This is a genomic window from Streptococcus sp. S1 (assembly GCF_034137685.1).
GTDB classification, from domain to species: Bacteria; Bacillota; Bacilli; order Lactobacillales; family Streptococcaceae; genus Streptococcus; species Streptococcus dentalis.
In genome coordinates this window covers 1,859,433-1,880,620 of sequence record NZ_CP139418.1, presented here as the reverse complement: position 1 = coordinate 1,880,620, position 21,188 = coordinate 1,859,433, and the positions used below count along the sequence as shown (strand labels likewise).

Annotated in this window: 23 protein-coding genes and 1 pseudogene; 21 read left to right on the top strand and 3 right to left on the bottom strand. The window is 41.0% G+C overall.

The features are described 5' to 3' along the window. Window positions 1-79: 79 nt before the first annotated feature. Complete coding sequence (gene ntdP / locus SM121_RS09210) at window positions 80-613, bottom strand: nucleoside tri-diphosphate phosphatase (RefSeq protein ID WP_003005798.1); 534 nt, start codon at window positions 611-613, stop codon at window positions 80-82. A 95-nt stretch (window positions 614-708) separates the two neighbouring features. Next, window positions 709-1,491 (bottom strand): recombination regulator RecX, encoded by a 783-nt coding sequence (recX, locus tag SM121_RS09205; protein ID WP_320910890.1) that lies wholly within the window; start codon window positions 1,489-1,491, stop codon window positions 709-711. Window positions 1,492-1,528: 37 nt separating this feature from the next. Here recX and rlmD point away from each other — a divergent pair. The 13 genes and pseudogenes from rlmD to SM121_RS09140 all read left to right on the top strand — a co-directional run bounded on the left by rlmD (window position 1,529) and on the right by SM121_RS09140 (window position 15,012). Beyond that, window positions 1,529-2,887 (top strand): annotated as a pseudogene (gene rlmD, locus SM121_RS09200) (23S rRNA (uracil(1939)-C(5))-methyltransferase RlmD). A 26-nt stretch (window positions 2,888-2,913) separates the two neighbouring features. After that, on the top strand, window positions 2,914-3,150 hold the full coding sequence (locus SM121_RS09195; protein ID WP_003014300.1) for a DUF1858 domain-containing protein: 237 nt from the start codon (window positions 2,914-2,916) through the stop codon (window positions 3,148-3,150). After that, window positions 3,147-4,493: a DUF438 domain-containing protein gene (locus SM121_RS09190; protein ID WP_155125432.1), complete on the top strand. Its 1,347-nt coding sequence runs from the start codon at window positions 3,147-3,149 to the stop codon at window positions 4,491-4,493. The genes SM121_RS09195 and SM121_RS09190 overlap by 4 nt, the downstream gene beginning before the upstream one ends. 2 nt (window positions 4,494-4,495) lie before the next feature. Further along, window positions 4,496-4,750 (top strand): DUF1912 family protein, encoded by a 255-nt coding sequence (locus SM121_RS09185; protein WP_155125434.1) that lies wholly within the window; start codon window positions 4,496-4,498, stop codon window positions 4,748-4,750. 180 nt (window positions 4,751-4,930) lie between these two features. Next, entirely contained in the window at window positions 4,931-5,278 is a 348-nt protein-coding gene (locus SM121_RS09180) for a helix-hairpin-helix domain-containing protein (protein ID WP_003011968.1), read from the top strand. 266 nt (window positions 5,279-5,544) lie between these two features. Next, window positions 5,545-6,123, top strand: a complete 579-nt coding sequence (locus tag SM121_RS09175; protein ID WP_155125436.1) for a flavin reductase family protein — start codon at window positions 5,545-5,547, stop codon at window positions 6,121-6,123. Beyond that, window positions 6,110-6,679, top strand: coding sequence for a GNAT family N-acetyltransferase (locus SM121_RS09170; protein WP_155125438.1), 570 nt, complete (start codon window positions 6,110-6,112; stop codon window positions 6,677-6,679). The genes SM121_RS09175 and SM121_RS09170 overlap by 14 nt, the downstream gene beginning before the upstream one ends. A 30-nt stretch (window positions 6,680-6,709) precedes the next feature. Beyond that, a complete protein-coding gene (locus SM121_RS09165) occupies window positions 6,710-9,361 on the top strand; it encodes a valine--tRNA ligase (RefSeq protein WP_155125440.1) in 2,652 nt (883 codons plus the stop codon). Between the two features lie 105 nt (window positions 9,362-9,466). Further along, on the top strand, window positions 9,467-10,093 hold the full coding sequence (locus SM121_RS09160) for an AAA family ATPase (protein ID WP_320910889.1): 627 nt from the start codon (window positions 9,467-9,469) through the stop codon (window positions 10,091-10,093). A 62-nt stretch (window positions 10,094-10,155) separates the two neighbouring features. Continuing rightward, entirely contained in the window at window positions 10,156-11,205 is a 1,050-nt protein-coding gene (locus SM121_RS09155) for an AAA family ATPase (protein WP_407073052.1), read from the top strand. A gap of 2 nt (window positions 11,206-11,207) precedes the next feature. Beyond that, a complete protein-coding gene (locus SM121_RS09150) occupies window positions 11,208-12,053 on the top strand; it encodes a DNA adenine methylase (RefSeq protein ID WP_155125444.1) in 846 nt (281 codons plus the stop codon). Window positions 12,054-12,139: 86 nt separating this feature from the next. Then, a complete protein-coding gene (gene dcm, locus SM121_RS09145; RefSeq protein ID WP_155125446.1) occupies window positions 12,140-13,360 on the top strand; it encodes a DNA cytosine methyltransferase in 1,221 nt (406 codons plus the stop codon). A gap of 77 nt (window positions 13,361-13,437) precedes the next feature. Next, window positions 13,438-15,012 carry a hypothetical protein gene (locus tag SM121_RS09140; protein ID WP_320910888.1) on the top strand — a complete coding sequence of 525 codons (1,575 nt, stop codon included), beginning with the start codon at window positions 13,438-13,440 and terminating at the stop codon, window positions 15,010-15,012. 66 nt (window positions 15,013-15,078) lie between these two features. On the opposite strand, the gene SM121_RS09135 is transcribed toward SM121_RS09140, so the two are convergent. Further along, window positions 15,079-15,693, bottom strand: coding sequence for a TVP38/TMEM64 family protein (locus SM121_RS09135; protein ID WP_320910887.1), 615 nt, complete (start codon window positions 15,691-15,693; stop codon window positions 15,079-15,081). A gap of 182 nt (window positions 15,694-15,875) precedes the next feature. Here SM121_RS09135 and SM121_RS09130 point away from each other — a divergent pair, with 182 nt between their 5' ends. From SM121_RS09130 to SM121_RS09095, 8 genes are all read left to right on the top strand, one after another. Beyond that, a complete protein-coding gene (locus SM121_RS09130) occupies window positions 15,876-16,403 on the top strand; it encodes a YqeG family HAD IIIA-type phosphatase (protein WP_320911330.1) in 528 nt (175 codons plus the stop codon). A gap of 2 nt (window positions 16,404-16,405) precedes the next feature. Next, the gene (yqeH, locus tag SM121_RS09125) at window positions 16,406-17,512 is read left to right on the top strand and encodes a ribosome biogenesis GTPase YqeH (protein ID WP_049472983.1); all 1,107 of its coding nucleotides are present in this window, start codon (window positions 16,406-16,408) and stop codon (window positions 17,510-17,512) included. Between the two features lie 223 nt (window positions 17,513-17,735). After that, window positions 17,736-18,047, top strand: coding sequence for a ribosome assembly RNA-binding protein YhbY (gene yhbY, locus SM121_RS09120; RefSeq protein WP_003005853.1), 312 nt, complete (start codon window positions 17,736-17,738; stop codon window positions 18,045-18,047). A 21-nt stretch (window positions 18,048-18,068) separates the two neighbouring features. Next, window positions 18,069-18,701 carry a nicotinate-nucleotide adenylyltransferase gene (locus tag SM121_RS09115; RefSeq protein WP_003012335.1) on the top strand — a complete coding sequence of 211 codons (633 nt, stop codon included), beginning with the start codon at window positions 18,069-18,071 and terminating at the stop codon, window positions 18,699-18,701. Beyond that, window positions 18,698-19,294 carry a bis(5'-nucleosyl)-tetraphosphatase (symmetrical) YqeK gene (gene yqeK, locus SM121_RS09110; RefSeq protein WP_155125456.1) on the top strand — a complete coding sequence of 199 codons (597 nt, stop codon included), beginning with the start codon at window positions 18,698-18,700 and terminating at the stop codon, window positions 19,292-19,294. The genes SM121_RS09115 and yqeK overlap by 4 nt, the downstream gene beginning before the upstream one ends. Then, window positions 19,295-19,795 (top strand): cysteine hydrolase family protein, encoded by a 501-nt coding sequence (locus tag SM121_RS09105; RefSeq protein ID WP_320910886.1) that lies wholly within the window; start codon window positions 19,295-19,297, stop codon window positions 19,793-19,795. A 14-nt stretch (window positions 19,796-19,809) separates the two neighbouring features. Then, on the top strand, window positions 19,810-20,163 hold the full coding sequence (gene rsfS, locus SM121_RS09100) for a ribosome silencing factor (protein ID WP_003005865.1): 354 nt from the start codon (window positions 19,810-19,812) through the stop codon (window positions 20,161-20,163). Window positions 20,164-20,447: 284 nt separating this feature from the next. Then, window positions 20,448-21,188 (top strand): class I SAM-dependent DNA methyltransferase, encoded by a 741-nt coding sequence (locus tag SM121_RS09095; protein WP_320911329.1) that lies wholly within the window; start codon window positions 20,448-20,450, stop codon window positions 21,186-21,188.

Sequence of the window (21,188 nt, the reverse complement as noted above, 5' to 3'; positions counted from 1 at the left end):
AATGGTTGTCATTAGACTTTTTTTTGTAGTTATTTTTTTATTAATTTAAAAGAAAAAAGAGCTTGCGCTCTTTCCAACTTTATTTATTTCGCAGTTCAACATAACGGTTATACCAAATTTTGATATATTCCTCAGAAAAGGGACCTTTGTTTTGGTTTATCCAATCTACTAGAACCTTAACATTTTCCTTTAAAATAAAGTCGATGTCATCTGAATAGTGCATTTTTTCTTTATGCTGCTCGTATTCTTCAACATCTAACAATTTTTTTTCACCATTGGTAAAGACCTTGACATCGAGATCATAGTCGATATATTTTAAGGCTTCTTGGTCAATGTGAAAAGGACTTGCTAGGTTACAGTAGTAAGACACACCATTGTCACGAATCATGGCGATGATGTTAAACCAATATTTTTTATGGAAATATACGATCGCTGGTTCACGTGTAATCCAACGTCTACCATCACTTTCAGTAACAAGTGTATGATCATTTACTCCAATAATTGCATTTTCGGTTATCTTTAATACCATTGTGTCACGCCATGTACGGTGTAAACTGCCATCATGTTTATAACTTTGAATTGTAATAAAGTCGCCTTCTTTAGGTAGTTTCATAACTTACCAACTTTCTACAATCTAAGTATATCCTCTATATTGTATCATATTTTTTCAAATTTTTTCTTATTTTTCTATTTAATTTTCAATTTGGTTTATGAATCTAAAAATTCTCTAATGGCTGATGTTATATCACTATAATCGTAGCCTTTTCTGGCCAGTGCTTGGGTTAAACGTTGTTTTAGGTCATAGCCTTCATATTTTTTACTGTATTTACGGTATTGTTTTTCTAACTCTTTTAGAATGAGCTCATTTGTTGTTTCTTCATCTGCTTCTAGTTCGAGATTTTGGGATGCTATCTTTGCTTGGTTGTAAGCAAAGCCTTTTGAAATGAGTGCTTGGATGATTTTCGTTTCAATAGCTTTTAACGGGTATTTTCCTTGGTATTTTTTTAGGAGTTTTATTGCGGTACGGTCGATCACTTCTGAGAAATCATAGTCTGCAAGAATTTCTTGAAGGATAGATTTTGGGATCCCTTTTTGTTGAATTTTTTGTTGTAATAAGGCAGGTCCCTTATCGCCGCTGAGAAGGTTGGCCTCTATCAGGGTTCTTGCATATTGACGATCATCTAACCACTTGTCTTCTTTTAGGTGTTGGACCACTTTATCAATCATGCTACGATCAATCTCATATTTTGTTAGGTAGTCTCGGACTTCTTTTGTTGTTCGGGCTTTAAAAGAAAGATGATAAAGGGCCAGGTTTTTACCATAGGAGTATTGTGCAAACTCTTGGATTTCTTTTAGTTCTTCTTCACTGATTTCTTTCTCTTTGGAAAGGAAATATTTGACGATGGTGTCTTCTGTAATATAAAGTTTTTGATCGTTGTCTAATTCAAGGAGGTAGAGTCTTTTTTTCTTTTCTAGTTTTGTAATTTTCATGTTTTTATTATACCGAAAAATGTGTTAAGATAGGGATATGAACGTTAAAGTAAAACAAAAAATTCCTTTGAAAATTAAACGAATGGGAATTAATGGAGAAGGGATTGGCTTTTATAAAAAAACACTTGTCTTTGTGCCAGGTGCTCTGAAGGGAGAAGATATCTTCTGCCAAATTACAAGTGTCAAGAAAAATTTTGCGGAAGCCAAACTCCTATCTGTGAATAAGGCCTCTAAGTTTCGTGTGACGCCCATGTGTGATATCTATGAGACCTGTGGTGGTTGCCAAATCATGCATTTGAAGTATGACAAGCAACTGGAGTTTAAGACAGATTTGTTGCAACAGGCCTTGAAGAAGTTCTCACCTGAAGGATTTGAACAGTATGATATTCGGCCGACAATTGGAATGCAGGAGCCGCTTTACTATCGGGCAAAATTGCAATTTCAAACAAGGAAATTCAAAGGTCAGGTGAAGGCGGGCCTCTATGCTCAAAATTCACATTATTTGGTGGAATTAAAGGATTGTTTGGTTCAAGATCCGGTTATTCAAGCTATCGCCAACGATCTAGCGGATTTACTGACCTATTATCAGATTCCGATTGCTGATGAACGTAAAGAACTGGGTGTTAGAACCATGATGATTCGACGGGCTCGGAAGTCTGGTCAGGTTCAGATCATTGTGGTTACCAGTCGTCAGATTAACCTAAATAATTTGGTGCAAGACTTGGTCACGAAACACCCTGAGATTGTCACAGTTGCTGTTAATAAAAATACGTCTCGATCCAGTGAAATTTATGGGGAACAAACGCAGATTATTTGGGGAGAAGAAGCCATTTTGGAAGGGGTTTTGGATTATGAATTCTCCCTTTCTCCTCGAGCCTTTTACCAGTTGAATCCGGAACAAACTGAAGTATTGTATAGTGAGGCTGTCAAGGCTCTAGATGTTTCTCCAGAGGATCATTTGATAGATGCCTATTGTGGGGTTGGAACGATTGGGTTTGCTTTTGCTAATAGAGTGAAAAGTGTTCGGGGGATGGATATTATTCCTGAAGCGATTGAAGATGCCAAATACAATGCTAAACGGATGGGATTTGAGAATACCCACTATGAGGCTGGTACAGCAGAGGAGATCATTCCTCGCTGGTACCAAGAAGGCTATCGAGCTAATGCTGTGATTGTGGATCCACCTCGTACGGGCTTGGGTACAAAATTAATCGAGACCTTGTTGCAGTATGCACCTGAAAAGATGGTCTATGTCTCTTGTAATGTCTCTACTTTGGCACGCGATCTAGTGGCTTTGACGAAGGTTTATTAGGTTGAATATATTCAATCAGTGGATATGTTCCCCCATACTGCACGCACAGAAGCAGTTGTGAAATTAGTGAAGAAGAGAAAATGAACAGAATGAGTGAAGGAAATAGGAAAATGGACAATGTTATTGATGTATCGATTCCAGTGGCTCAAGTCATTGATCAACATCCGGAAGTATTGGATTTGTTGGTGGAGTTGGGCTTTAAACCCTTAGCCAATCCGATCATGCGCAATACAGTTGGGCGCAAGGTTTCTTTGAAACAAGGATCAAAATTAGAAGGTACGCCTATGGAGAAGATTGTGCGAACGCTAGAGGCTAATGGCTATGAAGTAGTGGGGCTAGACCAATGAGTGATGAACGAATTCATGTCTTAAGAGATATCTTATTAGAGCTTCATCATGGAGCTTCCCCTGAATCGGTTCAGGAACGGTTTGATGCGACTTTTGCAGGGGTTTCTGCGATTGAGATCTCCCTTATGGAGCATGAACTGATGAACTCCGATGCAGGCATCACCTTTGAGGATGTCATGGAGCTGTGCGATGTCCATGCCAATCTCTTTAAGAATGCGGTTCAAGGGGTCGAAGTAGCAGATACCGACCACCCTGGTCATCCTGTTCAAATCTTTAAACAGGAGAATCTAGCCCTTCGTGCGGCTATGATGCGGGTACGCCGCTTGCTAGACAATTATGAGACGACTGAGGATCCTGAGATGATTCAGGAGATTCATAAGGGATTGTTACGTCAGCTGGGTTTGGTGGGTCAATTTGACCGGCATTACCGTCGTAAGGAAGAGTTGATGTTTCCGATTATGGAAAAATATGGGCATGATTCCCCACCAAAAGTGATGTGGGGAGTGGATGACCAGATTCGGGAACTCTTTGCGAAAGTTTTGGATGTGGCCAAGAAATTACCGGATTCTAGTATCTTAGAAGTCAAAGAGCTCTTTGAAGCCTTTGCGCAAGAATTTGAGGGCATGATCTTCAAGGAAGAGTCGATTCTCTTGATGATTTTGTTGGAGGCCTTTACCCAGGATGACTGGCTCTCCATTGCAGAAGAAAGTGATGCTTATGGTTATGCCATTATTCTCCCAAGTGAGAAATGGGTGCCGAAACGCGTGGACTTCAAGGAGGAAGCGTCTGAAGAGTCAGAAGGTTCAACTGAACCGCTTTCTTCTTCAAATGGAGACGAGCACCGTCAGGTCATTGAGACTCCTGAGGGACAGTTGACGATTACCTTCACGCCTAAGAAAAAAGAAGAGAATTTCGATCGCAACCAACCTCAACCGTTTGGTAATGGCTATTTGTCAGTGGAGCAAGCGAATTTGATCTTGAATCATCTGCCGATGGAGATCACCTTTGTCAATAAGGATGATATTTTCCAATATTACAATGATGCTGCGCCTTTTGAGGAAATGATTTTTAAGAGGACGCCATCACAGGTAGGACGTAATGTTGAGCTGTGTCACCCTCCGAAATACTTGGAGAAGGTCAAAGCCATCATGCAAGGGCTTCGTGAAGGGAAAAAAGACAAGTATGAAATGTGGTTCAAATCAGAATCGCGTGGGAAATTTGTCCATGTCACCTATGCAGCCGTGCGTGATGAAGCAGGGGATTTTCAAGGTGTCTTGGAATATGTTCAGGACATTCAACCTTATCGGGAGATCGATACGGATTTTTATAGAGGAATGGAGTAAAGATGAGTTACGAAACAGATTTTATGAAGGAGTTTGAGGAGTGGATCAAGACTCAAGTCATGATCAATGAAATGGCTCTCGAAGAAAGTAAGAAGGTTTTTGACGAAGACCAGGATGAGCGAGCTAAAATTGCTATGATTCGCTATGAAAGCCGTTTGGACGCTTATCAGTTCTTGCAAGGGAAGTTTGAAAATTTCCATGCTGGAAAAGGATTTCATGATTTACCAGATGGCCTCTTTGGTGAAAGAAAATATTAAAATGGCCTTATTGAAGGCGTTTTACTGGCTAGATTTACCTGAAAATTGAGCAATGACTTGATTTTTTAGGGGATTGTGATACAATAAAAAAGTTGAAATGACATCAACGGATTATTGAATGGAATTATGGTGATGAAACCTTGTTGCCTTAGGAATTGATCACTGAATTTAGGAGGAAAAATGGCAAAGAAGAACGTAAACCGTGCGAAACAATACAAACATCAAAATAGACATCTTTTGAAAAAAGCTGTCGCAACTGTAACTGCAGCTGTGAAAGAAGCACCTAAAAAGGTTGAGAAAGCTACAAAAGCAGTGGCGAAAGAAGTGAAACAAGCAGCTTCTTCAGTGGAAGAATTTGCTGCAAGTTTGGAAGGTGTGGCACTTGATCGTGCGCAAACATTCTATGATGAAGGTATTCGCTCTGTTGCGGACTTCGCAAACTGGACAGAAAAAGAGTTGTTGGCCCTTAAAGGAATCGGCCCAGCTACAATCAAGAAATTGAAAGAACTAGGCGTTAAATTTAAATAATCGCTTTTATGATTTCTTGCTATTTCCAGGAAAACTTGCTAAAATGAACCTATTAGAGGTGTTTTGAATCCCACATTTTACAGAAAGTGGCGGTGCTGAGAAGTCCACAAATGTGTCAGAACTAGTTGCTAATGGATGAAAATGAAATAAACAAAGTTGCGGGCATTGCCCGAAATTGGGTGGTACCGCGGATCAACACATTCGTCCCTGTCAGATTAATGACAGGGACGATTTTTCTTTTATCCCGCTAGCTGAAGGAGCTTGTCATGAAACAATCTTTTAACACCAGCAAACTCTACTACGGTTTTCCGATTTTCATCTTGGGGTATCAGGACCAGAACTTTGGGGACAATATCACGACTTGCAGTTCCTCTTATAGCTTGGGAGATTGGCTGGTCATCGGTGTTGGTAGTGAGGAAAATGCGGCTGACCAGATTAAGCATTATCAACAGTTCACTGTCAACATCCCTGATGAAAATCTCATGCTCCAGATGGAGCAGGCTGGTTTTATCAGCCATAGGGAGAAATTGAAACACTTGGGCCTTGACTATGAGATTTCTGAACGAACTCAGGCACCGATTTTAGAAGCTTGTCCAGTCGTTTTGGATTGTCAGGTGGATCGGATTATTGAGGAAGATGGCATCTGTCATATTTTTGCCAAGATTCTCGAGCGACTGGCTGATCCAGAGCTCTTAGATGACAAGGGGCATTTTAAAAATGACCGCTTTGCGCCAACTTACTTTATGGGGGACGGGCACCAGCGTGTTTATCGTTATCTAGATGACCGAGTCGATCCCATGGGGAGCTTTATGAAGAAAGCGAGGAAGAAGAATGACAAGAGCTGAGTTGCCAGATAAAATCGAAACGGATCGACTGGTCTTGCGAGTCCGAACAGTGGCGGATGTTGAAGATATCTTTGACTATGCTAGTCGTCCAGAAGTCTCTTACCCAGCAGGTTTTCCACCTGTCAAGACCTTGGAAGATGAGATTTATTACCTAGAACATATCCTTCCCGAGCGCAATGAAAAGGACAATCTCCCAGCTGGTTACGGCATAGTAGTTAAAGGGACCGATACAATCATTGGTTCTGTCGACTTCAACCATCGCCACGAAGATGATGTGCTGGAAATTGGCTATACCTTGCACCCAGACTATTGGGGCCGAGGTTATGTGCCAGAAGCAGCGCGAGCCTTGATTGACTTAGGCTTTAAAGAATTGGGGCTTCACAAGATAGAACTGGTCTGCTTTGGATACAACCTTCAAAGTCAACGAGTCGCGGAAAAGCTTGGCTTTACCCTCGAAGCTCGCATAAGAGACCGCAAAGATGCCCAAGGCAATCGCTGTGATGATTTGAGGTACGGCTTGCTGAAGAGTGAGTGGGAGACTCAAGATCAACACTAAAGAATAGAAATAACTAGAAAGGACACACACATGTCTAAAGAACTTTCACCTAAATACAATCCAGCCGAGGTTGAGGCTGGTCGTTACCAAAAATGGCTTGACGAAGATGTTTTCAAGCCTTCTGGCGATAAAAAGGCTAAGCCTTATTCCATCGTTATTCCACCACCAAACGTAACTGGGAAACTTCACCTTGGTCACGCTTGGGATACAACTTTGCAAGATATCATCATCCGTCAAAAACGTATGCAAGGTTTCGATACGCTTTGGCTTCCAGGGATGGACCACGCTGGGATTGCCACTCAAGCTAAAGTAGAAGCGCGTTTGGCTGAGGACGGCATCTCTCGTTATGACCTCGGTCGTGAGAAATTCCTCGATAAGGTTTGGGAATGGAAAGACGAATATGCGACGACTATCAAGGAACAATGGGGCAAGATGGGGCTCTCTGTAGACTACTCTCGTGAGCGTTTCACCCTTGATGAAGGGTTGTCAAAAGCCGTTCGTAAGGTCTTTGTAGAGCTTTATAAGAAGGGCTGGATCTACCGTGGTGAATTTATCATCAACTGGGATCCGAAAGCCCGTACTGCCCTTTCTGATATCGAGGTTATTCACAAGGATGTTGAAGGTGCCTTCTACCACATGAACTACATGTTGGAAGACGGTTCCCGTGCCCTCGAAGTAGCGACAACTCGTCCGGAGACTATGTTTGGGGATACTGCCGTAGCGGTTAACCCAAATGACGACCGTTATAAAGACTTGATTGGTAAAAATGTTATCTTGCCAATCTTGAACAAGCCAATCCCAATCGTAGGGGACGAACACGCAGACCCTGAATTTGGTACTGGTGTGGTGAAAATCACTCCTGCCCATGACCCTAACGACTTCTTGGTTGGTCAACGTCATAATCTTCCGCAAGTGAACGTCATGAACGATGATGGCACCATGAATGAATTGGCTGGCGAATTCAACGGTATGGATCGCTTTGAAGCTCGTAAGGCTGTTATCAAGAAGTTAGAAGAAATTGGTGCCCTTGTTAAGATTGAGAAGATGACCCACTCAGTTGGTCACTCAGAGCGTACAGGGGTTATGGTTGAGCCACGTTTGTCTACACAATGGTTTGTGAAGATGGATCAATTGGCGAAAAATGCCATTGCCAACCAAGACACAGATGATAAGGTTGAATTTTACCCACCTCGTTTCAACGATACCTTCCTTCAATGGATGGAAAATGTCCACGACTGGGTGATCTCTCGTCAGCTCTGGTGGGGTCACCAAATCCCAGCTTGGTACAATGCTGAGGGTGAAATGTACGTTGGCGAAGAAGCGCCAGAAGGTGACGGATGGAAACAAGACGAAGATGTCTTGGATACTTGGTTTAGTTCAGCCCTTTGGCCATTCTCAACTATGGGCTGGCCGGATGTCGACTCAGAAGACTTCAAACGTTACTTCCCAACTTCAACCTTGGTAACAGGTTACGATATCATCTTCTTCTGGGTGTCTCGTATGATCTTCCAATCATTGGAATTCACAGGTCGTCAGCCATTCCAAAATGTCCTTATCCACGGTCTCATTCGTGACGAGCAAGGACGCAAGATGTCGAAATCTCTTGGTAACGGTATCGACCCAATGGATGTTATCGAGAAATACGGTGCCGATGCCCTTCGTTGGTTCCTTTCAAACGGTTCCGCACCAGGTCAAGACGTGCGTTTCTCTTACGAGAAAATGGATGCGTCATGGAACTTCATTAACAAGATTTGGAACATCTCTCGTTACATCCTCATGAACAATGAAGGGTTGACCTTGGATGCGGCACGTGAAAATGTAGCCAAAGTGGCTGCTGGTCAAGCAGGTAACGTGACAGACCGCTGGATTCTCCACAACCTCAACGAAACGATCGGTAAGGTCACTGAAAACTTTGACAAGTTTGAATTCGGTGTGGCTGGTCACATCCTCTACAACTTCATCTGGGATGAGTTTGCGGACTGGTATGTTGAGTTGACTAAGGAAGTGCTTTATAGCGATAATGAGGCCGAAAAAGTCATCACTCGTTCTGTCCTTCTTTACACCTTGGATCAAATCTTGCGTCTCCTTCATCCAATCATGCCATTTGTGACTGAAGAAATCTATGGCCAAATCTCTGAAGGAACGATCGTGACTGCGGAATACCCAGTGGTTCGTCCAGAGTTTGAAAACGAAGAAGCAGCAGCCGGCGTTGAAGCTCTTAAAGATGTGATTCGCTCTGTTCGTAACTCACGTGCAGAAGTGAACGTAGCGCCAAGCAAATCAATCACTATCTTGATTAAGACAAGCGACAGCAAGCTCGATGCCTTCTTCAATGATAACGTCAACTACATCAAACGCTTCACAAACCCAGAACACCTGGAAATTGCAGCAGATGTAGAGGTACCTGATTTAGTTATGTCAAGCATCATCACAGGTGCAGAAATCTACTTGCCACTCGCTGACCTTCTCAATGTCGAAGAAGAATTGGCTCGTCTTGAAAAAGAATTAGCCAAATGGCAAAAAGAACTGGATATGGTCGGTAAGAAGCTCTCTAACGAACGCTTCGTAGCCAATGCCAAACCAGAAGTCGTCCAAAAAGAACGCGACAAACAAGCCGACTACCAAGCGAAGTACGATGCGACCGTAGCACGGATTGATGAGATGAAGAAGTTGGTGAAATAAATAAACCTTAAGCAGATTCTGATAAATTAGTCTAATATCAGAACTGCTTTTTTAGTTGATATATGTTATAATTACCGATGAAAACAATTATAACAGGAGTCAGATATGATAAAGATTTCCCGATTAAAAATTAGTAATTTTAGGTCATTTACCAATGAAGAGAATACAATTGACGACCTTGATGTTTTAAATATTTTTGCAGGTCGAAATAATGTTGGGAAAACGAATGTTTTAAGAGCTATTAATTTATTTTTTAATCCTAAGTCCTACAATCCAAGTATTGATAGAAATGCTATTAAGGAAATTACTAAAGGTGCTAGTAAAGATCCTGTTATTACCGTAGACTTTATTGATGATGAATTAGAAACTGGTAAAGAAAGTAAGTATCAAATTTATTGCAACCTTAATAAAGAAGAGTCGGAACTTTACAAGACGAATTCAAAACATGCAAAATTAAACTCGAGTAGCAAAATAAAAAAATATCTAAACGCCAAATTTAAATGTGTGTATCTAAGTACAACAGACCAAGACTTGTCTAGTCAGGCATTTTCTTTGTTAAACGATATGGTACTACAGTATTTTAAGAAAAAGCATAAAAAAATTAAACAAACTGTAGAAGAGTTTGAAAGACAGTATGATTTGTTACTAGGTACTTTTAAAGAACATATTAATGACATTGAATCAGATTTAGATAATGAGTTTAATTATTCAGAGAAAACCATATTGAAATAAAACCGAAATTAGTAATTGATGATCAAGCAAAAATTACAGAATTTCTCCTGAAAAATATTTCTTTGAAGTTAGATGATGATTACGCTCAGATTATTGATGCTAAAGGAGCAGGGGTACAAAGAACATCTGTCATTTTGTTAACATTCTTTTTACTAAATGAGATTTTTCAGACACATAATAAAATAATTCTATTAGATGAACCTGAGGCCTTTCTATACCCACTTTTAACAACAGGTTTAAAAGATTCTATTTTAGAACTAGTGAATAATGAAAACAATAAATCACAGTTATTCATAACTACTCATTCACGAGAATTTTTAAAAGAAGTGAATAATCCTATCTTTAGATTTTATAACATTCAGCAGAGTAAAAGGAAGCAATCATATCAACGAAGTAAGAATGATTTTGATATTGTGAAAAATTCTGTAGTTAGCAAGTTTACTAATGAAATTAAAAATCAAGTATTAAAAAATTATGGTTTATTAGATGAAGTAGATGACCACAGAGAAATTATAATATGTGAAGGAAAGACGGATAAAAATTATATTGAATATATTTTAGAGTCAAAACCATATCGACCGCAAATACGATATGAAAAATATAAGAACGATGAAAATGATTTAGATTTTAATTTTGTCGGAAGTGGAGCAGAATCAGTAGTATCAATTCTAGTGTATTTAGATAAAGTAAGTCAGGTACATAGAAAGATATTTATCTTGTTAGATGGTGATCCAGCAGGGGAGAAAGCAAAGAAAAAGATTAATAGCGAAAAAAGTAAATTTAGAAATTTTGAAATTGAAGTTTATAGTATTGATAGTGGTAAAGAAATTGAAGATATGGTATTTGATGAAAATTTACTGGTTGAAACATTAAAGAAGACTTCTGAAGATTTTTCTGCAAAACAGCAAGAATTTGTTAGGTTTTTATCTAGCAAACATGGACAGAAAAACCTTATGGATTTAACTAAAGAATTTATCTCGTATCACAGTATTAATTATCCAGAAGGAAAAATGAAATGTGACCTTTCTCAAAATATAGATAGAGAAAGAATGAATAAAAGTTGGCTTTTAGATAGACTTAATTCATTTTTTTATTCTGATGAGGTATTTTAGTGATGGGAACAACTCGATTAAAACCTATTTTAAAATGGGCAGGAGGGAAAAGACAGTTACTAGATGTAATCAGAGAGCATTTACCTACTGATATTACTGTTTATGTTGAACCTTTTTTAGGTGGAGGTGCCTTATTATTTGATCTACAGCCTAAGCGTGCGATTATTAATGATTACAATTCAGAATTAATGAATGTTTATAAAGTTGTTAAGGAAAATCCTCAGGCTCTCATTGATAATCTTTATAATCACAAAAATAATAATTCTAAAGATTATTTTTACAATATTCGAGAATTAGACAGGTTGGAATCTTTTAGTGAATTAACAGATGTAGAAAGAGCTTCTCGAATTATTTACTTAAACAAGACATGTTACAATGGCCTTTTTAGAGTAAATCAACTGGGTCAATTCAATACGCCCTATGGTAGACATAAGAATCCCCAGATAATAAATGAAGAAATGATTAACGGTATTTCTTATTACTTCAATACAGCTGATTTAAAAATGATGACGGGAGATTATAAGTTGGCACTAAAGCATCTAAGGAAAGGAAGTTTTGTATATTTTGATCCACCCTATTTACCACTTAATTCCTCTTCATTCACGGGATACACAGAATTAGGATTCCCAATTGAAAAACAAAAGGAGTTAAGAGATATTTGTATTAAGCTTCATAAAAGAGGGATTAGATTTCTAGTATCTAATTCATTTACTGACGAAATATTAGATTTATATAGTGATGATAGTATATTTAAAATAAAGCAAATTAATGTTCCTAGAAAAATTAATAGAAATGGATCTTGTAGAGTTCCAGCAAGTGAGTTAATTATTTATAATTACGATATTTAATGTGACTTCGTCATTTGAATTTTTTATTTTGCAATATATATTTTTAGTCTGATAAAAGTCAATATTTTTAGAAAGCAGGTTACTACATGACAAATTCTGTAAGTTCGAACCGCTCTGAGAAGTACAACATTGCAGCCTTCTTCTCAGGTGTTGGGGGAATTGAGTTGGGCTTTGAACAGACCAACGAGTTCAGAGTGGTGTATGCCAATGAATTTGATAAGTATGCGCGTCAGACTTATCGTTTAAATTATCCAAATACGTATTTGGATAGTCGTGATATTCATGCGGTACAGCCGGAAGAAATTCCTGCTGAGCGTGTGGATGTGATTATGGGAGGATTTCCTTGTCAGGCCTTTAGTATTGCGGGGTATCGCAAGGGGTTTGATGATGATCGTGGCGATCTTTTCTTCGAATTGCTTCGTATGATTGAGGGGCGCAAACCTCGCGCTATCTTCATCGAAAACGTCAAAAACATGGTCGGTCATGACCATGGGAATACCTTCAAAGTTATTCGTGAGGCCTTGACTGAGAATAACTACTTTATCAAGTGGAAGGTCCTCAACGGGAAAGACTATGGAAATATCCCACAAAACCGTGAACGGATCTACATTGTTGGTTTTGATACAAAAGAAGCCTATGACTTGTTTGAATTCCCAGAGGAAATAAAGCTGACAACGACTTTGAGTGATGTTATTGATTTTGGTGCCAAGCCAGATGAAGCCTACTATTATCGAGAAGGCAAGCAAAATTTCTATGCTGATCTCAAGGCCAATGTGACCAGTCAAGATACGGTCTACCAGTGGCGTCGTCAATACGTTCGTGAGAATAAAAGTGGCGTTGTTCCGACCTTAACGGCCAATATGGGAACAGGTGGGCACAATGTCCCTCTGATCTTAACGGATAGTGGGGAGATTCGTAAGTTAACACCGAAAGAAACCTTTAATGTACAAGGTTATCCAAAGACCTTTAAGTTGCCTGAAGGGGTTTCCAATGGTCAACTCTATAAACAAGCTGGAAATAGTGTGGTTGTCCCTGTGATTAAACGTATTGCAGAGCGGATTGCTTTTGCCCTTAATGAGAGCAATGGGGCGTCTCAACTGGATCGCTCCGGAAAATTCGCGATTATCTATACCAAGATGAATGGCCAGTTTGAAGGCCAGTCTTATGTGAAAGATTTTGTCTCCACTTATGAGGAAGCAGAGAAGAAGATTGCCTCTTATGAGGATGGTCTTGCCATTTTATCAGATGAAGATTATTTCAGATTGGTAAAAAAACGTGGCAATTTGGAGTTTTACAGCATTATTTAACGAATTATATAAGTAAGAGGACTGGTGAAAATCTAGTCTTCTTTTGATATACTTAAATAAGAAGTGAGGATGAATAGATGTGGGAACACTTAAAACAAGAACAAAAAGAGAAATATAAGACGCTCATTACCAATTTTGCTAGTCTGAGTGAAGCTTTTTCTCAAAAGGCAGAAGCCGAAGATTCTAATGATCGAGAAAACTACGTTGCTCCGATAGTCAATTCAAAATTCCAAGAGACTGTTTTTCAGAAGGCTTTTCATGCTGTTGGTGAGGATATTGCCAACACCTCTTATGATGCTTCGCTGGTCGTTGATGAGCAACATAAGTATTTAGTTGGGATTAAATCCTTTGGTTTGGATTCAGGGGATCAAAAAATTGCTCAATTCAAGAAAGATTCACAGTCTTGGAACGAGCTGTTGAGTGAAATTCGATTTCATGCTGATATTTCGCCGGACAAAGAAACAGCTGATAAAGAAAATAGAGCTCGCTATGAGAAAATGGCTAGGGAGATTGCGACCTTGCGAAATCAACGGATTGAATCATCTAAAGCTCTCATTAAGGGATTTCATTCTGATGCTAGTCATGTGGAAGCCGTCTATCATGTCTTGATGCCGACTTCGAAAGGACACAAGCCTCAGATCCATGTAGGAGAGACGACTTATCTGCCGGTTGACCTAGATAATCTCAAAATTCTAGGCTCAACGACTAAGAACAATCCGACAAATTTCCGTTTCACAGATGGTCATCATGACTACAAGTACACGGCCGCAGATAGTCAGCTCCATATGACCTTTAGGAATAAGGAGATTGTGGTTGATACTTGGGATGTGAATTATGTCGAAGATCCCTTTTATCTCTTTGAACACCTTCACTTATTGACCTCAGAAAAAAGTGATTCAGAGATTCTTGAGACGGTGTCGTGGGTGATCACAGACAAGCATGGAAATGTAGAAGAAAATTCTGGCTTTAATGCTTTTAATGGTGGATCAAAGTTGGCCAAAAAGGATCGCTTGCCACGGATTTTAAAGATTCAGGACAAATTTAAAGATAGCCTCGCTCCAGAAGAACTAGCTTTTGTGACCTTTTCTTTAGAAGAAATCCTCTTGAAAAAATGGTCTACCAAGGAAGAAAAAGCCCAGATGAAATCTATTCGCGAGGACTTGATTCGCTTTGTACACGAGACGGGGAATGAAAAACTAATCAAAGAAATTGAACAGCTGGTGTATCGTCCAGTCAGTGAAGTGTATATTCCTCTTCCAGACTCCAAACATTTTCATGAGGAGCGTCCAGACTTTTTTGGTAAAGATATTGGAAGGTTTGAGCCAGGTACAAGTAAACTTGTGCTCCCAAAAGAAGAACGGACCTTTAAGCTACGATTTCTATCATCAGGTGATGTGATTACTGCCTATATCAACCAAGAAGCTGGGAAGGCCATTCAATCAACTGATAAGCAAGAAATTCTTGGCAATTGGATTCTTCGTGGGGTCTTTCAACTAAAAGATAGAGAGATCTTAACGGGTAAGAAACTGTCTCAACTAGAAATCAATGGTATCCGTCTTTCCAAATTCAAAAACGGTGAAATCGGCATTGACTTCATCTGGATTGATGTGGACAATCCTCCTGCAGATGCGATTGGTTGGGTTGCGAAATAGAGAGTAAGAAACTATTCATAGGACTACAAAAACACCACCTCCTAGTCTTAGGGGTGGTGTTATGCTTTAGACCATTTTCCAGAAATAATCGATGATATAGGTCAGACCATAGGTGTAGATGACGAGGGTGATGGGTTTGCAGAGGATGATGATAGTCATGTAGCGTTTGAAGGTCATATTGGTCAGACCTGCCAGCATACAGATGAAGTCGGCAGGACTAACTGGCCAGATCATCATGAAGATAAAGAAGCGATCGAACCGCTTGCCTTCATTGAGCCAGCCAATGTACTTGTCATAGGTCTTCTGACTGACCATGGATTGGACGAATTTAGGCCCGTACATTCTCGCAAGGTGGAAGATAATGGCACAGCCAATCACGATCCCGATGTAGTTGTAGATGGTCCCAATGATGTGGCCATAGATAAAGACACCAGCGACAGATGTCAGGGCGCCAGGAATAATAGGGACCACTGTCTGAAGGATCTGAAGAAAGATAAAGAGAGGTGGTCCAAAAATACCTGCTTGCAAAATAAAGGCAGACAGAGTTTCCTTGGATTGAAGGATGCCAGAAAAGTAGGCCCAGATGCAGAATGCAAGGGTTGCGAAGGCCCCAATGATGGATGACCAATTGATGATACGCTGGAGAAGAGGTGAGACCTCTTTTAAGCTTGTTTGTTTCATAAAAAATTCCGAATTCTTTTTCTTCTACTATACCATGTTTTTGGAACTTTGTAAGGATTTTGTCTATTTTTTGAGTAGTGAAAGCGACCTGATTGGAGTCTGTAGCTGTTTTAGTCGTGAAGCGGGTGCAAAATGGGCCTTTTTATGCTACAATGAAAGGAGTATAAAAAATGGAGAAAAACGTGTCAATCGAAAATTACAAACCAGATTTTGCGGTGGAAGCAGCCTATGATCTCACCGTTGCAGACTTGAAAAAACAGGGTATCAAGGCGGTCCTTGTGGATTTGGATAATACCTTGATTGCTTGGAATAATCCGGATGGAACTCCTGAGATGCGCCAGTGGTTGCATGACCTTCGTGATGGAGGGATTCGGGTTATCGTGGTGTCTAATAATAGTCCTAAACGGGTCAAGCGCGCTGTTGAGAAATTTGATATTGACTATGAAGCCTGGTCGCTTAAGCCCTTTACCTTTGGGATTGATCGTGCCCTCAAACGTTTCCGCTATGAGAAAAATGAAGTGGTAATGGTCGGGGATCAACTAATGACGGATATCCGAGCTGCCCATCGTGCAGGAATTCGTTCGATTTTGGTCAAGCCTTTGGTTGAGCATGACTCCATCAAGACCCAGATCAACCGGGCGCGTGAACGCCGTGTCATGAAGCAAATGGCCGAAAAATATGGTCCAATTGTATATAAAAAAGGAATTTGAGAATGGAAGAATTATTCTGTATTGGCTGTGGAGCCCCCATTCAGACAGAAAACAAAGAGGGGCTAGGCTATACTCCCCAATCAGCTCTTGAAAAGGGCTTGGAAACAGGAGAAGTTTATTGCCAACGCTGTTTTCGTCTCCGTCACTATAATGAAATCACAGATGTGCATCTGACAGATGATGATTTCCTAAAACTCCTTCACGAGGTAGGAGATAGTGATGCTCTCGTGGTCAATGTAGTGGATATTTTTGATTTTAATGGATCCGTTATCCCTGGCCTACCACGCTTTGTAGCAGGGAACGATGTCCTCTTGGTCGGAAACAAAAAAGACATCTTGCCCAAGTCTGTCAAGGACAGCAAAGTAACCCATTGGTTGATGGAGCGGGCCCACGAAGAAGGCATGCGTCCTGTCGATGTGGTCCTCACCTCTGCTCAAAACAAGAGTGCTATCAAGGACTTGATGGAAAAGATTGAACAGTACCGCAAGGGCCGCGATGTCTATGTGGTGGGTGTGACCAACGTTGGGAAATCGACCCTTATCAATGCAATCATCCAAGAAATCACTGGAGACAAGGATATCATCACGACCTCTCGCTTCCCAGGGACGACACTGGACAAGATCGAAATCCCACTGGACGATGGATCCTACATCTATGATACACCAGGGATTATCCATCGCCACCAGATGGCTCATTACTTGACGGCGAAAAACCTCAAGTATGTCAGCCCTAAAAAGGAAATCAAGCCCAAGACTTATCAGCTCAATCCAGAGCAAACCCTCTTCTTGGGTGGCTTGGGACGCTTTGACTTTATTAAGGGGGAAAAGCAAGGCTTCACTGCCTTCTTTGATAACGAACTCAAGCTTCATCGAACCAAGCTAGAAGGAGCGACCGCCTTTTATGACAAGCATGTTGGTGGCTTGCTAACTCCACCTAATAGCAAAGAAAAAGAAGAGTTCCCACCCTTGGTTTCTCATGAGTTTACCATTAAGGACAAGACAGACCTCGTCATCTCAGGCCTCGGCTGGATCCGCGTCAATGGAGAAGCCAAAGTAGCCGTCTGGGCACCAGAAGGCGTCGCCGTCGTTACCCGCAAAGCTATCATTTAAAAAAATAGGAAAAAATATATCTGAAGAGCGAACAAAGTGAGCTCATAAAGAGATCGTTATTGCCGTGGTGTAGTTGCCAATCGTGAGATTGGCAAGGGCAAAATGGAGACCAAGGCTCCATTTTGAGGTGAGGAAATCCATTTTTCAAAGATGAGATCTTTGAAAAATTAGTTCCGGCCGTCCCCACCACTTAAAATAACGATCAAAAAAAGGAAGTAAAAACATGACATTAACATCTAAACAACGGGCTTTCCTCAATAGCCAAGCCCACAGCCTCAAACCCATTATCCAAATCGGGAAGAATGGGCTCAATGACCAAATCAAAACCAGTGTGCGCCAAGCGCTAGATGCGCGCGAACTGATCAAGGTGACCCTTCTTCAAAATACGGATGAGAATATCCATGAAGTAGCAGAAATCTTGGAAGAGGAAATCGGTGTGGAGACGGTCCAAAAGATTGGTCGGATCCTCATCTTGTTCAAGCAATCGAGCAAAAAAGAAAATCGTAAAATTTCAGCGAAGGTAAAAGAAATTTAGGACATCGAGGAGAGCAAACCTATGGCAATTGAACTATTGACTCCCTTTACCAAGGTAGAGTTAGAGCCAGAGATCAAAGACAAGAAACGCAAACAAGTTGGTATTTTGGGTGGAAATTTCAATCCGGTCCACAATGCCCATTTGGTCGTTGCGGATCAAGTGCGCCAACAATTAGGGTTAGATAAGGTGCTCTTGATGCCTGAGTATGAGCCGCCGCATGTCGATGCCAAGGGGACGATTGCAGAGCATCATCGCCTTAAGATGCTGGAATTAGCCATTGAAGGCATTGAAGGTCTGGAAATCGAGACGATCGAGCTCGAACGAAAAGGGATTTCCTATACCTACGACACCATGCTCTTGCTCAATGAACGGGATCCAGACACCGATTATTACTTTATCATTGGTGCAGATATGGTGGATTATTTACCAAAATGGCACCGCATCGATGAATTGGTGGAGATTGTGCAATTTGTCGGGGTACAGCGACCACGCTATAAAGCAGGGACTTCTTATCCGGTGATCTGGGTGGATGTTCCTCTGATGGACATCTCCTCTAGTATGGTGCGTGATTTTGTGGCCAAAGGCCGGACGCCGAATTTTATGTTGCCAAAACCAGTCTTAGACTACATCAAGAAAGAAGGATTGTATCAATGACCTATGAAAACTATCTAGGCTTTTCTCGTGAGGTCTTGCTTGAAAAAATGCGTCAAATCCTGCCAGAAAAGCGACTCACTCACTGTTTAGGGGTTGAGAAGGCTGCGCGTGACTTGGCCAAACGCTATGGGGCTGACGAAGAGCAGGCTGGCCTAGCAGGTCTCTTACATGACTACGCCAAGAAATTATCAGATCAAGAATTTCTGGACTTGATTGATCGCTATGAGCTGGATCCAGCATTAAAAAACTGGGGCAACAATGTCTGGCATGGGATGGTCGGGATTTACAAGATCCAAGAAGACCTCGGACTGACAGATTCAGCCATTCTTCGCAGTATTGAGATTCACACCGTGGGGAGTGGACAAATGTCAACCTTAGACAAGATTGTCTATGTGGCAGATTACATTGAGCACAACCGGGCCTTCCCGGGAGTGGATCAAGCACGTGATATCGCCCAAGTCTCCTTGGATCGTGCCGTGGCCTATGAGACGGCTCGCACAGTCGAACACCTGGCCCACCAAGGATTGCCCATTTATCCCCAAACCCTTGAAACCTACAATGCCTTTGTGAAGTATTTGAAAGAGGAGCAATGAGTGAAAACAGCTTTAATCATTATTGATGTACAAAATATCCTCGTGGAAACAGGTTTTGAGACAGAAAAGCTCTTAGAGAAGATTGCTTATTTGCAAGATCAGGCTAGAAAAGAGCAGATTGAAATTATCTACATGCAGCATATTGAAACGCCAGAGGCTTTAACTTCAGAAGATTGGCAATTATCGCCCCTGTTGAAGAGGCAGGCAGATGAGAAGGTATTTCAGAAGCGATACAATAGCATATTTAAAGAGACAGGATTAAAAGAATACTTGGATCAACTAGGGATTGAACAACTGGTCCTGTGTGGTATGCAGACAGAATATTGTGTCGATACATCCGTCAAAGTGGGGTTTGAATACGGCTACAAGCTGGTCATTCCAGAAGGAGCTGTCACAACCTTTGATGGAGAGGATATTCCGGCAGAAACGCTTAATGAATTTTATGAAAATATTTGGGCAGAACGTTTTGCGGATGTCTTAGATTACAAATCAATTTTTTAAGGAAAGAGGATTACATGAAAGAAAAAGAACTACTTGAACTAGTTGTCAAAGCAGCAGATGAAAAGCGTGCGGAAGACATTGTCGCTTTGGATGTTCAAAGCTTGACTAGCGTGACAGACTACTTTGTCATCGCAAGCTCTATGAATAGCCGCCAGTTGGAAGCTATCGCTGAAAATATTCGCGAGAAGGTCGTTGAAGCTGGTGGCAATGCCAGCCACGTCGAAGGTGATTCAGCTGGAGGTTGGGTCCTTCTTGACTTAGGTAGTGTGGTGGTCCATGTCTTCTCAGAAGAAATGCGTGCCCACTATAACCTAGAAAAGCTATGGCATGAAGCAAGTGCTGTCGATCTTTCAGCGGCCCTAGCATAAGCAGGTGAACTCAGTTGGTAGCAACTGAGTTTTGTTGGTTAAATTGAAATTCTATGGAAAGAAAGGATGGGGCCTCGTGTTTGGTTAATTTGATAATTGAACACGAGCTAAAAGCTGTGAGAAAGAGAAAAATTTTCTCTTTGCTTTTAACGCTCTTTGTATCTTAGAAAGGATTTGAACCCGTCCTGTAATCCTCGGAAAATAGATAGCTCTCCTTGGAGCTTAGCTCCATCGTCGTGCTCCTAATTTTCGATCGGATTACGGGCGGACTTGGTATCATGAATATGGCGACTTATGAAACGTTTGCGGCGGTCTACGATGCGGTCATGGATGATAGTCTGTATGATTTGTGGACGGATTTTTCTCTCCGGCATCTCCCTAAAAGCAAGGACCGGAAAAAATTGCTAGAACTGGCTTGTGGGACAGGGATTCAGTCTGTTCGCTTTTCTCAAGCTGGGTTTGATGTGACAGGGTTAGACCTGAGTGCTGACATGCTGAAAATTGCTGAAAAAAGAGCTGCTTCAGCCAAGCAGAAGATTGATTTTATCGAGGGCAATATGCTGGACCTGTCGCAAGCAGGCACTTATGATTTCGTGACCTGCTATTCCGATTCTATCTGCTACATGCAGGACGAGGTGGAAGTAGGAGACGTCTTTAAAGAAGTTTATAATGCCCTCAATGAGGACGGAGTCTTTATCTTTGATGTCCATTCGACCTACCAGACGGATGAGGTATTCCCAGGCTACTCTTACCACGAAAATGCAGAAGACTTTGCCATGCTCTGGGATACCTATGAGGATGCAGCCCCTCACTCGATCGTCCATGAGCTGACCTTCTTTGTGCAAGAAGAAGATGGTTCCTTTAGTCGGCACGATGAAGTTCATGAGGAACGCACCTATGAAGTTTTAACCTATGACATTTTATTGGAGCAGGCTGGCTTTAAATCTTTTAAATTGTATGCAGATTTTGAAGATAAGGCGCCAACAAAGACCAGCAAACGTTGGTTCTTCGTAGCACAGAAGTAG